Source organism: Aestuariivita boseongensis, from assembly GCF_001262635.1.
Lineage (GTDB): Bacteria > Pseudomonadota > Alphaproteobacteria > Rhodobacterales > Rhodobacteraceae > Aestuariivita > Aestuariivita boseongensis.
In genome coordinates, this window is the sequence record NZ_JXYH01000027.1 from 1 (window position 1) to 15,371 (window position 15,371).

14 protein-coding genes are annotated in these 15,371 nt (G+C 63.8%); 6 read left to right on the forward strand and 8 right to left on the reverse strand.

What is annotated here, in order from left to right:
• On the reverse strand, nt 1-573 hold a 573-nt coding region (locus TR61_RS11600; RefSeq protein ID WP_050930189.1), incomplete at its 3' end, for an SIMPL domain-containing protein.
• A gap of 155 nt (nt 574-728) precedes the next feature.
• Between TR61_RS11600 and TR61_RS11605 the strand changes: the two genes are divergently transcribed.
• Nucleotides 729-3,200, forward strand: a complete 2,472-nt coding sequence (locus TR61_RS11605; protein ID WP_050930191.1) for a hypothetical protein — start codon at nt 729-731, stop codon at nt 3,198-3,200.
• 121 nt (nt 3,201-3,321) lie between these two features.
• Here TR61_RS11605 and hppD read toward each other — a convergent pair whose 3' ends face one another.
• A complete protein-coding gene (hppD, locus tag TR61_RS11610; protein WP_050930193.1) occupies nt 3,322-4,416 on the reverse strand; it encodes a 4-hydroxyphenylpyruvate dioxygenase in 1,095 nt (364 codons plus the stop codon).
• 143 nt (nt 4,417-4,559) lie between these two features.
• Between hppD and TR61_RS11615 the strand changes: the two genes are divergently transcribed.
• Together TR61_RS11615 and TR61_RS11620 are read left to right on the forward strand one after the other, a co-directional pair.
• Nucleotides 4,560-5,015 carry an Lrp/AsnC family transcriptional regulator gene (locus tag TR61_RS11615; RefSeq protein ID WP_050930195.1) on the forward strand — a complete coding sequence of 152 codons (456 nt, stop codon included), beginning with the start codon at nt 4,560-4,562 and terminating at the stop codon, nt 5,013-5,015.
• A gap of 19 nt (nt 5,016-5,034) precedes the next feature.
• Nucleotides 5,035-6,918 carry a monovalent cation:proton antiporter-2 (CPA2) family protein gene (locus tag TR61_RS11620; RefSeq protein ID WP_050930197.1) on the forward strand — a complete coding sequence of 628 codons (1,884 nt, stop codon included), beginning with the start codon at nt 5,035-5,037 and terminating at the stop codon, nt 6,916-6,918.
• A 160-nt stretch (nt 6,919-7,078) separates the two neighbouring features.
• Here TR61_RS11620 and cobT read toward each other — a convergent pair whose 3' ends face one another.
• Nucleotides 7,079-8,086 (reverse strand): nicotinate-nucleotide--dimethylbenzimidazole phosphoribosyltransferase, encoded by a 1,008-nt coding sequence (cobT, locus tag TR61_RS11625; RefSeq protein ID WP_050930199.1) that lies wholly within the window; start codon nt 8,084-8,086, stop codon nt 7,079-7,081.
• A gap of 81 nt (nt 8,087-8,167) precedes the next feature.
• Between cobT and cobS the strand changes: the two genes are divergently transcribed.
• Complete coding sequence (cobS, locus tag TR61_RS11630) at nt 8,168-8,932, forward strand: adenosylcobinamide-GDP ribazoletransferase (RefSeq protein ID WP_050930201.1); 765 nt, start codon at nt 8,168-8,170, stop codon at nt 8,930-8,932.
• A gap of 63 nt (nt 8,933-8,995) precedes the next feature.
• Here the strand turns inward: cobS and TR61_RS11635 are convergent, their stop codons facing one another.
• From TR61_RS11635 to TR61_RS11655, 5 genes are all read right to left on the reverse strand, one after another.
• A complete protein-coding gene (locus TR61_RS11635; RefSeq protein WP_050930203.1) occupies nt 8,996-9,505 on the reverse strand; it encodes a CarD family transcriptional regulator in 510 nt (169 codons plus the stop codon).
• A 293-nt stretch (nt 9,506-9,798) separates the two neighbouring features.
• Nucleotides 9,799-10,137 (reverse strand): ferredoxin FdxA, encoded by a 339-nt coding sequence (fdxA, locus tag TR61_RS11640; RefSeq protein ID WP_050930205.1) that lies wholly within the window; start codon nt 10,135-10,137, stop codon nt 9,799-9,801.
• Nucleotides 10,138-10,192: 55 nt separating this feature from the next.
• Nucleotides 10,193-10,567: an RNA-binding S4 domain-containing protein gene (locus TR61_RS11645; protein WP_050930207.1), complete on the reverse strand. Its 375-nt coding sequence runs from the start codon at nt 10,565-10,567 to the stop codon at nt 10,193-10,195.
• Between the two features lie 3 nt (nt 10,568-10,570).
• On the reverse strand, nt 10,571-13,432 hold the full coding sequence (locus TR61_RS11650; RefSeq protein ID WP_050930210.1) for a helicase-related protein: 2,862 nt from the start codon (nt 13,430-13,432) through the stop codon (nt 10,571-10,573).
• Nucleotides 13,433-13,456: 24 nt separating this feature from the next.
• The gene (locus tag TR61_RS11655; protein WP_050930211.1) at nt 13,457-14,017 is read right to left on the reverse strand and encodes a tetratricopeptide repeat protein; all 561 of its coding nucleotides are present in this window, start codon (nt 14,015-14,017) and stop codon (nt 13,457-13,459) included.
• A 70-nt stretch (nt 14,018-14,087) separates the two neighbouring features.
• On the opposite strand from TR61_RS11655, the gene TR61_RS11660 reads away from it, so the two are divergent.
• Nucleotides 14,088-14,378, forward strand: coding sequence for an SCP2 sterol-binding domain-containing protein (locus tag TR61_RS11660; protein WP_050930213.1), 291 nt, complete (start codon nt 14,088-14,090; stop codon nt 14,376-14,378).
• Nucleotides 14,379-14,380: 2 nt separating this feature from the next.
• Nucleotides 14,381-15,346 (forward strand): alpha/beta fold hydrolase, encoded by a 966-nt coding sequence (locus tag TR61_RS11665; protein WP_050930215.1) that lies wholly within the window; start codon nt 14,381-14,383, stop codon nt 15,344-15,346.
• Nucleotides 15,347-15,371: the final 25 nt, after the last annotated feature.

Consider the following 15,371-nt stretch of genomic DNA (forward strand, 5'->3'; position numbering starts at 1 on the left):
CTGTTCGTTCAGCGATTGCAGCGCGCCCAGCGTGACGCCAGCGGCCTCGGCCAGAACTTCGGCCTTGGCGCGCCCATCGGCCACCGCCTGCCGCCGCGCCTCTTCCATCAAGGGTTTGGGGTCCTGCATGCCAAAGGAAATGCCGCCCAGTTGGTTGGCCCCGTCGGTCACAACCGCATCCAGCACGCCGCCCAGTTTGGGCAGATCGCGCACCCGGATCGTGACCGAGATACTGGCGACAAACCCCGTGATCCGCGGCACCTCGGACGAGGCGCTGCGATTGTTCCACACCGGGTTCAGCGTGATCGACCCGGTCTGCACGTCGCGCGGCGCGATCCCGGCTTCTTCCACCCGTGCCAGGATCTTCGCCGCCCCATCGGCCGCTTTCGCCATCGCTGCGCTGGCCTCTTTATCCTCGTGGGTAACGCCCACGCTGACGGTCGCCATGTCCGGCTCGGCAAAGACTTGCCCCTGCCCGGTGACCGTAATGACCCGCATCGCCTCCTCGGCCCAGGCCACGGGATGAGAGAGGATAACCAGTGCTGCAGACAGCATAATCGCGGGAAAACGCATTGTTGAAACTCCTTTGTCAGAGCCCCAGCATGCCCTGCCCGGCCCAGCCCGCGCAATGCCATACACGGTCTTTTGCTTTTCCTTAGCAATGTCATGTTTTAAACTGTGCAAAAGGTCAGAAGACCCCGCCGCCGCCTTTGAGGTGTATTAACCGGATGAAACCCGATTTCGCGCTGTCACTCTCGTTCGAGGGGATTGAACTGCTGGTGCGTGCCGCCGGCGGATGGCGGATGGCGGGCCGTGTGGATCTGAAGGCGGCTGATCTGAAGGCCGATCTGGCGGCACTTCGACAGAAAGCGGTCGATCTGGGCGGGGCTGCGTTTCGCACAAAGCTGATCATTCCGCGCGATCAGATCCGTTATCTCAGCGTGGATACCGGCCATGTCTCCACCGCCGACCGGATCGCGCAGGTGCGCGCCGCGCTGGATGGCGCCACACCCTATGCGGTGGAAGAGCTGGTCTATGACATCTGCGTCGATGGCCCGATGACCCATGTGGCCGCCGTCGCCCGCGACACGCTGGAAGAGGCGGAAAGCTTCGCGATCGAACACCGCTTCCAGCCGGTCAGCTTCGTGGCCATCCCCGGAGACGAGGCCTTCCTGGGCGAGCCGTTCTTCGGCCCGACCGGATACGCGAATACCGCGCTTGCGTCGGGCGAACGGGTGGAGCCGGACGGCATCGCCGTCGTGGTCGTGGGCCCGGTCGAGGAAAGCGAAAAGACGGACGCCACAGAAGAGGACGCGGCCGCTCTAATCGCGGATACGGCCAGTGTGACAGCCCAAGACGCACCACCGGCAGAGCCGCCCGTCGCGGACACCCTGGCAGAGGCCAAGGACAGCGCCGCCCCGGCAGAACCCCCATCGCCCGCGGTAAAGACCGACGTCGCGCCAGACCCGCCCATGTCGGAGGAGTCCGTGGCGGAGGATCCCGTTCCCGGTTTTGCCAGCCGCCGCGCCAGCGGTGCACCGGCCTTGGGCGGTGCCACGAAATCCACCATCGCGCCCCATATCGAAGCCGACGACCTGGAAGAAGTGGCGCCGCCACCCAAACAGCTTTTCGCATCCCTCCGCGCCAAGGAACCGCCGTCTGACGACAGCGCGGACGAACCCAAAACCACCTGGGCGGCCCGGTTCCTGAGCCGCCGTGCCGCCGAACCCGATGCGCCGTCTGCACCGGCCCCGCGCCCGGCCCCCGCCGCGCCTGCGCCGCGCGCCGAACCGCCGCGCGTGCCACCCGCGCCCAAACCCGAACCCATCGCCGCCTTCGCCGCCGCGCAACCGGCCAGCGCGGGCCCCGGAACCGCGCCGCTGGACCTGCCGGACGAGCGGGAGCGGATGACGATTTTCGGCATGCGAGACAAAGGCGAGGTTGGCGGCGCGCCGAAACATCTGGGACTGATCCTGACGGCGGTCCTGCTGATCTTTCTTCTGGGTGTGGCGGCCTGGGCCTCGGTCTTTCTGGATGAGGAACTGTCATCGTGGTTCGACCGGAAGGAACCAGTGGTTGCGGCCCAGGTGCCTGCCCTGCCCCAGCCCGACACCGACACCGACACCGAAGCCGAGGCCGACACCGCCGATCGCGTGGCCGCTCTGGACCCGGCACAGCCCGCGCTGTCGGACACGGATGCAGCCGTGCTGGATGCGCTGCGCGCCGAACCAGAGCCCGCCCCCGATACGCTTCCCCCCGATCAGGACACGGCCGAGGCGCGTTATGCCGTCACCGGCATCTGGCAGAAAGCGCCCGAACCGCCGGAAGAACCGGGTCTGGTCACGCTGGAAGACCTGTATCTGACGTCAATCGACGGGGCCGTGGATGCGCGGGACGCTGTCGCCCTGCCGCCCGCGGACCGGTTCGAGACAGACACGGCGCTTGGCCAGGTCATCTCGCCCGCAGCGCCCGGATCGCGCTTTGCCTTTGACGACGATGGCCGTGTCATCCCCACGCCTGACGGCGCGCTCAGCCCCGATGGCTTCACCGTCTTTCTTGGACGCCCGCCCGTTGTTCCGCCCCGCACCCCGGACCGCGTGGAAGAAGACGCCGTCGCCGATACGCCCGGCAGCATTGCCCTGGCCGCGCTGCGCCCGCGCGTGCGACCCGGCGATCTGCTGGAACAGGCCGAACGCTCGCAGCTGGGCGGCCTGACCCTGAGCGAGCTGTCTGGCGTGCGCCCCAAAATACGCCCCAGCGTCGAAAAACAGGTGGAAGAAGAAGATGAGACCCCGACCGCCCAGGCGGTTCTGGCCTCTATCACGCCTGCGAAACGCCCCGCCAATATCGCCCAGCTGGTCGAGCAGGCTGCGCGCAGCGCGCCTGAACCCACACAGGTGGCCGCCGCAGCCCCCGCAACCGCGGCACCCGCGGTGGCCGGGCCGCGCATCCCCTCTTCGGCTTCGGTCGCGCGGGCGGCGACGGTGAACAATGCCATCAACCTGCGCCGGGTGAACCTGATCGGGGTCTATGGCACCCCGTCGAACCGCCGAGCCTTGGTGCGCCTGCCCAACGGGCGTTACAAGAAGGTGCAGGTGGGCGACCGGCTGGATGGCGGTCGGATTTCAGCCATCGGCGAAAGCGAGCTGCGCTATCAGAAAAACGGCCGCAACCTGACCCTCAGCATCCCATCGGGCTGACCGGTCGGGGCCAGGTGCGGAATTTTCGAAAATTCCGCTTCTCTGCCAATCCGCCCCGTACAACATAAAAGGCGCGCCGGTTACCCGACGCGCCCCGGAATTTTCGAAAATTCCGGCCCCCTTATTCGGCCGCGATCTCTCCATTAGCGATCTGTTCGGCCTCAATGCTTTCGAACAGCGCCTTGAAGTTGCCTTCGCCGAACCCGTCATCGCCCTTGCGCTGGATGAATTCAAAGAAGATCGGCCCGATCACAGTTTTCGAGAAGATCTGCAAAAGGATCTTCGTCTCACCACCGTCAACGACGCCTTCGCCGTCAATCAGGATGCCATGTTTCTGCATCCGGTCCAGCGGCTCCTCGTGGCCCACGACCCGCTCTTTCGAGAGCGTGTAATAGGTCTCCGGCGGGCCCGGCATGAACTTGATCCCGTTTTCCGAAATCGCATCCACGCTGTCATAAATATCTTCGGTCCCCACGGCGATATGCTGGATACCTTCGCCGTTGTATTTCTTCAAATAGGACACGATCTGCCCGGTCTCCCCCCGATCCTCGTTGATCGGAATCCGGATCCGCCCGCAAGGCGAGGTCAGAGCGCGCGAATACAGCCCCGTGAACTTGCCTTCGATATCAAAGAACCGGATTTCGCGGAAATTGAACAGATCGCCATAAAACCGGAACCACACATCCATGTTGCCCTTGAACACATTGTGGGTCAGGTGATCGAGGTAATAGAAACCCTCGCCCCTGGGTTTCGATTGCGCGATCCAGTCAAATTCCTCGTTATAGGGCGAGGTATCCCAATACTGATCGGTGAAATAAATCAGGCTGCCGCCGATCCCCTTGATCGCGGGCCAGTCCACAGTCTTGTCGTCGCCGGTATAGGGCTCGGCCCCTTTGGCGACCGCGTGATCGAAGGCGTGTTGCGCGTCGCGTACCCGCCAGGCCATCGAAGGCGCGCAGGGCCCATGCTCTTCGACAAAGCGATTGCCAAAGCTGCCCGGCTCGGCATTAATCACATAGGTGATATCGCCCTGCTGCCACAGCTCGATCTTCTTGGTCTTGTGGTTGGCCACATGGACATAGCCCATCTTGCCAAACAGCGTGCGCAGCTCATCGGGATCGGGATGCGCAAATTCGACGAATTCGAATCCGTCGGTGCCTGCGGGGTTCTCGGCGGTGATCTCGGACCGCGGGGCGTGATGCGGGAAAGGTCCCATCGGCGCGTCTCCTCTCATATTATGTTCGCTTGATGCGAAAATACGCGGATTCCCGCGCGCGTTCTGCGCATTCTTCGATCCCGCTTGACCTTTTTGCGCGCAAATCCAGCATGACCGGAGTGCTTTGTACGGAGTTCCCGCGCATGCTTGATGAGATGGACACGAAACTGCTGGCCGCGTTGCAGGAAGACGCACATCTGACCGCCCAGCAACTGGGCGATCTGCTGAACCTGTCGCCCAGCCAGGCCGGCCGCCGCCGTCAGCGGCTTGAGGCGGAAGGATATATCCAACGCTATTCCGCCCAGCTGGATCCGGCGCGGATCGGGCTGACCGTACAGGGCTTTATTCAAGTGCAACTGGCCACCCACGGCCCGGATCAATCCGCCGGTTTCGCCCGCCTGGTCGAACTGCGCCCCGAGATCACCAGCGCCTGGACGCTGACCGGCGAGGCAGATTACCTGCTGCGCGTCTATTGCAGCGATTTACCTGCCCTGAACACCTTGATTCACGAGGTGCTTTTGCCCCACCCTGCAGTGGCACGGGTGCAAAGCCAGATCGTAATGGATCAGCTCAAACGCGACGCCCCTCTGCCAACCTGAACACCCGCGCGGGAGCGTTATGGAAACCTTTCTTTTTCAGGCCTCGATCTATCTGGCCGCGGCCGTGATCGCCGTGCCCATTGCCGCGCGACTGGGCCTTGGCTCGGTGCTGGGCTATCTGGCGGCGGGCATCATCATTGGCCCGGTACTGGGGCTTGTCGGGTCCGAGACCAAGGACCTGCAGCATGTGGCCGAATTCGGCGTGGTCATGATGCTGTTCCTGATCGGACTGGAACTGGACCCCCGCGCGCTTTGGGCGATGCGCCACAAGCTGGTGGGGCTGGGCGGTGCGCAGATCCTGTTCACGACACTGGTTCTGATGGTCGCCGCCCTGGCGCTGGATCGCAGCTGGAATGAAGCGATCGCCATCGGGCTGGCGCTGTCGTTGTCGTCAACCGCGATCGTGCTGCAGACTCTGTCGGAAAAGGGGCTGATGCAAACCGGCGGAGGGCGGTCGGCCTTTTCGGTGCTGCTGACCCAGGATATCGCCGTGATCCCGATTCTGGCGGTGCTGCCACTGCTGGCGGTGGGCATTCCGATCCAAATCAGCGCCAACGGCGCGCTGGTGCGCGAGGGCGAGGCGCATGGCGATGACCACCACGGCATGACCCTGTCGCTGGTCGATGGCCTGCCGGGCTGGGGTGTCACGCTGGTGACCATCGGCGCCATCGCCTTCGTCATCCTGGCAGGTGTCTATCTGACGCGGCCCGTGTTCCGATACATCCACGCCGCCCGCCTGCGTGAGATGTATACCGCGCTGGCGCTGATGATCGTCGTGGGTATCTCCTTTCTGATGATGCTGGTGGGCCTGTCGCCCGCCCTTGGTGCTTTCCTCGCCGGCGTGGTTCTGGCCAACAGCGAATTCCGCCACGAATTGGAAAGCGACCTTGAGCCCTTCAAGGGCCTCTTTCTGGGGCTGTTCTTTATCACGGTGGGCGCAGGCATCGATTACCGCGCCTTCCTGCGCGATCCGCTGGATCTGATCGGACTCGCGGTACTGGTGATGCTGGCCAAGGGACTGGTTCTCTATTGCCTGGGCAAGATCTTCAAGCTGAAGGGCCGCGATCAGTGGCTGTTCACGCTGGGTCTGGCACAGGCGGGGGAATTCGGCTTTGTGCTGATCTCCTTCTCGCTGTCGCAGAACGTGATCCCGGCCGATCTGGCGCAGAAGATGCTGCTGGTCATTGCCCTGTCGATGCTGATCACGCCGCTTCTGTTCATCGCCTACGAGATGCTCTCGCGCCGCATGGCCGATCACGGGCCGCAGCACGAACCCGACGAAATCGACGAGGAAGGCCCCGTCATCATCGCAGGTATCGGGCGTTTCGGACAGATCGTGAACCGGCTGGTGCAGGCCAGCGGGTTCAACACCGTGGTGCTGGACCACGATATGGAGACGATCCAGCTGATGCGCCGCTTTGGCTTCAAGGGATTTCTGGGCGATCCGACCCGGCCCGAACTGCTGAAAGCCGCGGGGCTTGGCACGGCGCGGGTGCTGGTGGTGGCGCTGGACGACCCCGACGCGGCGATCCGGCTGGTGGCCTATGCGCGCCGCGAAAGATCTGATCTGCATATCATCGCACGGGCACGCGACCGCAACCATGTCTACCGCCTCTACCGGGCCGGGGCCGATGACATCGTGCGCGAAATGTTCGACGGCTCCTTGCGCGCAGGGCGCTATGTGTTGGAAAACATGGGGCTTTCCGAATACGAGGCGGCCGAGGCCGAACGCACCTTCTATGCCCATGATCGCTATGCGGTGCGCGAGCTGGCCGAGCTGTGGGAGCCCGATATCCCGGCCAGCGAAAACGCGGCCTACATCGCGCGGTCGCAGGAGTTGGAGAAAGAGCTGGAACTGGCGCTTTTGAACCGCGAAACGGAAACCGACAAGAAATCGGCCTGACGCGGTAGGGGGCGCTGCCCCCGGCCTTCGGCCTCCCCCGGGGTGTTTATCGCCAGAAAGAAGCAGACACATAACCCTGCTTCTTTCTGGCCGCAAATACCCCGGAGCGCGAGGCGGAGCCTCGCATCAGTCAGGAAAACTTGCGGCGCAGCCGCTCCGCTTAGCTGTCCGAGACGCCGGCTTCGGCGAAGGTGGCCATGCCCGAATGGCAGGCAACTGCGCCTTTCAGAACCTGAATGGCCAGCGCCGCCCCCGACCCTTCGCCCAGCCGCATGCCCAATGACAAAAGCGGCGCTTTGCCTAGCGCATCCAGCAGGCGGCCATGGGCGCCTTCGGCACTCAGATGGCCGGCGACGACGTGATCCAGGGCCGAGGCCTCGGTTTTCATCAGGCAGGCTGCGGCGGCCGAGCAGATGAACCCGTCCAGAATGACGGGAATGCGTTCGACACGTGCGCGCGCGATAGCGCCCGCCATGCCCGCCAATTCGCGCCCGCCCAGACGCGCCAGCGTCTCAAGCCCGTCGCCGCCCCCGTGGCGCGCGACACCTTCGGCCACCACGCGGGTCTTGTTCGCAAGCCCCGCATCATCCACACCGGTGCCGCGACCGGTCCAGTCGCCCGCCTCGCCGCCGAAAAGCGCACAGGCAATGGCGGCGGCAGATGTCGTGTTGCCGATGCCCATTTCGCCCACAACCAGAAGGTCGCTTGAGGGGTCGACAGCATTCCACCCTCTGCACAAAGCTGCCACGCAGTCGGCCTCGCTCATCGCGGGGCCTTGGGTGAAATCCCCCGTGGGGCGGTCCAGATCCAGCGCGTGCACATCCAGCCGCGCGCCTGCAGCCTTCGCCAGCTGGTTGATCGCCGCCCCGCCGGCTTCGAAATTCAGCACCATCTGCGCGGTCACCTCAGCCGGGAAGGCTGACACCCCCTGCGCTGTCACACCATGATTTCCCGCAAAGACAATGACTTGCGGCGCAGTGATCTGCGGCCGGTCGGTGCCGCGCCAGCTGGCATACCAGATCGCCAGATCCTCAAGCCGGCCCAGGGCCGCGGGAGGTTTGGTCAGCTGGGCATTCCGCGCCTCTGCCCCGGCACGGGCATCCGCATGCGGACCGGGGGCCGAGGCCAGACGGGATCGCAGGGCGGCAAAATCGGAAAACGCGGACATGTAACGGGCCTCATTGCATAATTGGTCGGGCTTCTGTTTAACCGAAGGCCTTGGCGTCACAACCCCGGATCATCCCCTTCGATGCGTGAAAACGACACTGCCCCATTCCGGCCCCTCGATCTGGGGGTGGCACTGGCGCTGCTGACCCGCCTGCCCCTGCCCGCCTTGCCCAAGGGCGCTTTTGACCGACAGGCGCAGGCCAGTTGGGCTTTTCCGCTGGTGGGCGCGCTTCTGGGGCTTCTGGCCGCACTCGTCGCCTTTGCCGCGATGGACCTGGGCCTGCCGGTATGGATCGCCGCCGGGTTGGTGCTGGCGGTGCAGATCATCCTGACAGGGGCCCTCCATGAGGACGGGCTGGCCGATTGCGCCGATGGGTTCTGGGGCGGGTTCGCGCCCGAGCGGCGGCTTGAGATCATGAAGGACAGCCATATCGGCACCTATGGGGTGCTGGCGCTGGTGCTGTCGGTGGGCCTGCGCTGGTCGGCGTTAAGCGTGGTGATCGCCCAGGCGCCGCTGGCGCTGGTTGCGGTGGCCGTGGCCTCGCGCATGGGGCTGCCTGCGATGATGTCGGCGCTGCCACGTGCGCGGCCCGGAGGTCTGTCGGATCGGGTGGGTGAGCCACCCTTGCCGTCGGTGGCCGCGTCGGTGCTGATTGGGCTGGTTATGATTGGCCTTGCAACAGGTATGACCATGGCCCCGATCGTGCTGGCTGCTTTGCTTGCGATTGCGCTTTGTGGCGCGGTGGCGCAGGCCAAGATCGGCGGGCAGACGGGCGATGTTCTGGGGGCCACGCAGCAGGTCACCGAAATCGCCTGCCTTCTGGCGCTGGCGGCGCTTTGGGCTTGATCACCCGCGCATGAAAAAAGCCGCCCCGACAGGGACGGCTTTTCACATCTGTTCAGCGCTGGTTTACGCGGCGCGGGAGGTCAGCACTTCGTCCACCTGCTTGGCGGCGGCGACCTCGTCATTGCCGCCCACGGCGGCGACTTCGCGGGTCAGACGCTCAAGCGCAGCTTCATAAAGCTGCCGTTCGGAATAGCTTTGCTCGCGCTGGTCGTCGGTGCGGTGCAGGTCGCGCACCACTTCGGCAATCGCGATCAGGTCGCCGGAATTGATCTTCTGTTCATATTCCTGCGCCCGGCGCGACCACATCGCGCGTTTCACCTTGGCCTTGCCCTTCAGCGTGGTCATCGCCTTGGTGATCACGTCAGGCGAGCTGAGCGAGCGCATCCCCACCGACGTTGCCTTGTCGGTCGGCACGCGCAACGTCATCTTGTCTTTTTCAAACGAGATCACGAACAGCTCCAGCTTGATGCCGGCCACTTCCTGTTCCTCGATGGATACGATCTGGCCCACGCCATGGGCGGGGTAGACAACATATTCATTCGGGCGGAAGTCGAGTTTCTTGGTCTTGCTCATGCGCTTTTTCCCATCTTGGTAACGCGTCAGGCGACAAAAAACTTACTGCGGGACAAGCCATCACCCCGTTCAGCAAGTTTCAACTGTCGCTTTTTACGTGTCCCGTCGCTGCATCGCGTCCGGGAGGTATCCGTTCATCAGGTCCATCGCGTTGTTATATAGCACAAAAATGCAGCTTTCGGAAGACGACGCAGCGGAAGCAGTGAGAACCCCTTTAAATATTAGGGATTATTAGGTCTTTTTTCTGTCCAATCGGCCGAAATAGCGGATTGTTGCCATGCTAAGCGAATCGCTCAGCCGCCCTCGCCCGGCGCTTCGGAGAAGTATTTCTCGAGCTTGCCTTCTTCGCCATCACGCTCTTCCGCCTCGGGCAGCGGGTCTTTCTTGGTGATGATGACCGGCCAAAGCTCGGCGTATTTGCGGTTGAACTCCACCCATTTCTCCATGTCCGGTTCGGTATCGGGGCGGATCGCGTCGGCGGGGCACTCGGGCTCGCAGACGCCGCAATCGATGCATTCATCGGGATGGATGACCAGCATGTTCTCGCCTTCATAGAAACAATCCACCGGGCATACCTCGACGCAGTCGGTGTATTTGCAGGCGATGCAGCTGTCATTGACGATATATGTCATGGGTCTGGTCTATCCGGCTTGAACTCGTGACGATCACCTAAATCAGGGCGCGCGGTCATTCAAGCGTCTGACGGCGAGAAAGATCAAGAGACCTTCTGTCGCGTTTGGTGGGACGGCCTTTTCCCTCGAAACCGGGATTTTCGGGGCTGTTGTCCTGCAGGGGGCTCAGATCGGTGTAAAGCGTCTGCGCCTCGGGCGCGGGGCCGCGCCGGTCGCCCAGCGCTTCGATGCGCACCACGCGCACCCGGCGGGCCTGTGCGAAGGTCAGCACATCGCCGGGGCTGACCGCGCGGGCGGGCTTGTCGGTTTTGTCGCCATTGACGCGCACATGGCCCGCGCTGACCTCGCGCGCGGCGATGGAGCGCGTCTTGAAAAACCGCGCCTGCCACAGCCATTTATCCAGGCGCAGTTTGGGCGGGGCCTGATCCAAGGCTTACTTCTGATCCTTCAATCCCATCAGCGCGGCGGCGAAGGGATTGTCCGGGTCGATCTGCTTTTCCTTTTTGGGCGGGCGCGCCTGATAGGATTTCGCCCCCTGCGGCTCGCGCTTGGGCTTGCCCTTGCCGGGTTTGCCCTTGGGCTTGCCGCGCGGTTTGCCGCCTTGCGGGCGGGCATCCTTGCGCGGGCCGCGATTGCCGGCCCAGGTGAAGGTATAGAAGACTTCCATCTCGGGTTCGGCGGCATCGGGCGTGGTGCCGGGCGCGATCTCGGTCTCTGAGGTCTCGGCGATGGCAGGTTCAACCGCTTCGTCCTCATCGGCGGGGGTCATGGGGGTTTCGCCCTCATCCGCTGCGCCGGTTTCGGGCAGATCGGCGGGCGTGGGCACGTCACCGCCCGGTTCGGCCGGCGCGGTTTCAGCGGTTTGCGCCGCATCCATCACCGGCGCGTCCTCTGTCACGGGGGCCTCGGCCACCTGTTTGACCTTGACGCGTTCACCCTTCTCGGCCCGGTAGCCCAGTCCGCCCATCAGGTCGGCAAATTGTTCCAGCGTCATGCCGGTGATCGAGAGCATGTCGGCCTTAGCTTCGAACCCGCCGCGGCTGTCTTCGGACCGCAGCATATCGGCCAGCCGTTCCAGCATGTCGATGCGGATCGCCCGTTCGCCCGCCGCGCGATAGCCCGCCATCGAGAAATACCCGGCAGGCGCATCGCTGGTGCCGGGAATGGTGACCAGACCGGGTGGCGGCGCTTCGGGGAATTCGGCCAACCCCTTGGAGAGAGACCACAGCACCAGGCGCAACCGCGTGGGCGCGGGTTTCAGCAGAAGCGGCATGAAGACCGTGAATTGGCCAAACCGCACGCCATGTTTGCGCAGCAGGCCACGGGCGTCCTGATCCAGCTCTTTCACCTCGTTGGCGACCGATTGACGTTCGATCACGCCCAGATGTTCGACCATGCGGAAGGCGAACCCACGGGCCAGCCCCGTCAGGGTTTCGTCATTCTTCATCGCCAGAAGCGGTTCGAACAGCGACGCGATCTTGCGGTCCACGAAATGCTGCAGGCGGCGCTGAACCTTCTGCTGCACATCCGCGCCGGCCACGTCATCGACAAAGACCTCGATCTGCGGGCGCAGCGCTTCGGGCCCTGCCACCAGCTTGCCCACGGCCTGATCGCCCCACATGAGGCCACCTTGTTCGGTAAAGTCGATCTCGGTATCGGGCGCGTTATAGAACCGGTCGGCGCGCAGATGGAAATGCGGCGCCAATGCCTGAAGCGAGGCCGTTTTGATCGCCTTCGCCTCGGCCCCGGAGGACCCTTTGTCCTGAATAAAGCGGAACCCTTCCAAACGACCGACGAATTCGCCTTCGACGGTCACATCACCGTTTTCGTTTACTTCGGCCAAAAGGGCCTCCTTCTGCTTGAGCCGGCGCAACAGAACGGATGTGCGCCGGTCCACAAATCTTTGTGTCAGCCTCTCGTGGAGGGCATCTGACACCCTGTCTTCTACCGCGCGTGTTTCCCCGCGCCAATGGGTTTCATCGGGAACCCAGCCGTTTCGCTGCGCGACATAGGTCCATGTGCGGATATACGCCAATCGTTTGGATAACGCATCAATATCGCCATCGGTTCGGTCGATCCGCTTGATTTGTCGCGCGAACCAGTCTTCGGGCACATGGCCGCGTTCATGCAGGTGGCCAAAGATCACCTGCAGAAGGCTTGCGTGTTCGGCGTGGCTGATGCCCCGGAAATCGGGGATGCGGCAGACATCCCAAAGGAGTTTGACCGACGCTCCGTCCGAGGCGCGGGCCATCACCTCGGTATCCTGCGCCAGCGATTTCAGCGCCATCAGGTCATCGGCCTCGCGCGCCTTGACCAGCGTTTCGTCGCCCGGGCTGATTTCCAGCGAATGGATCAGCGCATCGACCGTGCCGAATTGCAGATCCGCATTGCGCCAGTTCAGTTTCTTCAGCGGTGTAAAGCGGTGATCCATGATCGCCTGCGCCACCCCGTCATCCAGCGGGCGCGCTTCGCCCGTGACGCCGAACGTGCCGTCTGACATGCCGCGCCCGGCCCGGCCCGCGATCTGCGCCAGTTCATTGGGCGCCAGCGGCCGCATCCGCCGCCCGTCGAATTTCGTGAGCGCGGAAAAGGCCACATGGTCGATATCCAGGTTCAGCCCCATGCCGATGGCATCGGTGGCCACCAGGTAATCGACCTCCCCGTTCTGATAAAGCTCGACCTGCGCATTGCGCGTGCGCGGGGACAGCGCGCCCATCACCACTGCCGCCCCGCCCTTCTGACGCCGGATCAGTTCGGCGATCGCATAGACGCTGTCGACCGAAAACCCCACGATCGCCGACCGGGCCGGCATGCGGCTGACCTTCTTGGCCCCGGTATAGACCAGCTGGCTCATCCGTTCGCGCGATTGGAACTGTGCATCAGGCACCAGCGCGCGGATCGGGCCGCGCATCGTGTCAGACCCCAGGAAAATCGTCTCCTGCAGCCCGCGTGCGCGCAGAAGCCGGTCGGTAAAGACATGGCCGCGTTCGGGATCGGCGCAGAGCTGGATTTCGTCGACGGCCAGGAAATCGCAGCCCATGCCTTCGGGCATCGCCTCGACCGTGCAGACCCAGTATTGCGTGCGGGGTGGCACGATCCGTTCTTCGCCGGTGACAAGCGCCACCACAGATGGGCCGCGGATCGCGACGATCTTGTCGTAGACCTCGCGTGCCAACAGCCGCAGCGGCAGGCCGATCACGCCGGTGCGGTACCCCAGCATCCTGTCGATGGCATAATGGGTTTTGCCTGTGTTGGTCGGGCCAAGAACGGCCACAACCCGCGATGCGCCTGCCAATACTCTGCTCCCGATTGCGCCTGCTCAGAGCGAGGTGCCGCCCACCCGCGATTCCAGCCGCTCAAGCGCGCTGTCTACTTCCTCGTGATGGGGATGCATAGTCTTGACCCGGGAATAGGCCTCGAAGGCGCGTTTTTCATCGCCGAACTGTTCCAGGATCGCGCCCAGCCCGAAGATCGCGTTGTAATTATACGGGTTCAGCGCAAGCGCGCGTTCCAGATCCGCAACCGCCGGGCCGAACAGGTTTTCAGCATAAAAGGCCTGCGCGCGCAGATGCCAGCCTTCGGCGAAATCGGGCGCGTGGTCGGTCAGCGCGGTCAGATGTTCGATGGCGATGCGCGTCTCCCCTTCCTCCAGCGCCTCCCGGCCCCGGCGCAGCAGCAGATCCATCGAGGAGGACCCCGATTTCGTCCAGATCGCCTGAAGCTCCCTGTCGATGCGAAGGGCGGCGGCGGGTTCGGCCTGGGCCAGGTCGGCCAGAAGCGTGCGCTCCTCCTCCGACTGGGCGGCGGCGGGTAGGGAAAACGTGACTGTCAGCAAAACTGCCGCCACGATACATTTGAGATTGAAAGGCAAACGCGTCATATCGGGATTGAGTTTAACCCGGCGCGTGGCAAAATCCAGACAGAAGCGCCCATAAAACGAGAGTGTGAAGATGAGCGAATTTCTGAACCAGGCCGCAGCCGAACTGAACGAGAAAGTCTCGGCCGCCGGTTTCGACAGCACCGCCAAGTTTGACGTACAGGGCGAAGGCGCAATCATGATGGACAGCAGCGGCGCCCGCGTGGGTGACGAACCCGCCGATGTGACGCTGAGCGCCGATGCCGACACGTTCCGCGCCATTTTCGAAGGCGATCTGAACCCCACCAGCGCTTTCATGACCGGCAAACTGTCGGTGGATGGCGATATGGGCGTCGCGATGAAATTGGCTTCGGTTCTGGCCTGATCATGGCCGATCCCGCCCCGTATTACGCAGATGTGGCCGATGGCCCGGCGGACGGGGCGGCCTTCTGGGCACAGACATCCGATGGCCTGCGCGTGCGCATCGGGGTCTGGCCCAAAGCGGATGCGCGGGGAACGCTGTTGCTGTTTCCCGGCCGGTCCGAATATGTCGAGAAATACGCCCGTTTCGCCAGCGACGTGACGGCGGAAGGCTATGCCATGATGGCAATCGACTGGCGCGGCCAGGGCATTGCCGACCGGCTGCTGCCGGATCGCCGTATTGGCCATGTGGGCCGTTTTCGCGACTTCCAGAAAGATGTCGCCGCGATGGTTGCGCTGGCCCAAGAGCTGGACATGCCCAAGCCCTGGCACATCCTGGGCCACTCCATGGGCGGCGCGATTGCGCTTCGGTCGGTGATGGAAGGGATCGACGTGTTGTCTGCGTCTTTCACCGGGCCGATGTGGGGCATCCTGATGGCGAAGGGCATGCGCCAGATGGCCCTGGCGCTTTATTACGCCAGCAAGTGGACCGGACAGGGCCACCGCCTGGCCCCCACCGCCACGGCCGAGAATTACATCCTCACCTCCCCCTTCGAGGGCAATACCCTGACCAATACGCCCGAGATGTGGGAGTACATGAAGACCCAGGTCACGCGCTATCCCGACATGGCGCTGGGGGGTCCGTCGATCCACTGGCTGGGAGAGGCTTTGCGCGAATGCCGGTACCTGAGGCGCGCGGCCCCGCCGCCGGTGCCCGCGATCTGCTTTGTGGGCGAAGACGAGGCGATCGTCGATCGCGAGGCGATGCGTCTGCGCATGGCGAACTGGACGGGCGGATCCTATCAGGTGGTGAATGACGCCCAGCACGAGATCCTGATGGAAGGACCCGAGACGCGGGCGCTGGTGCTGCGTCAGATGCTGGACCTGTTCGAACGTGGCGAATCCCAGGCCAATCTTCCCCGCTCTGGCTGAGCCGCGCGCGGGCGCTATGATTGGC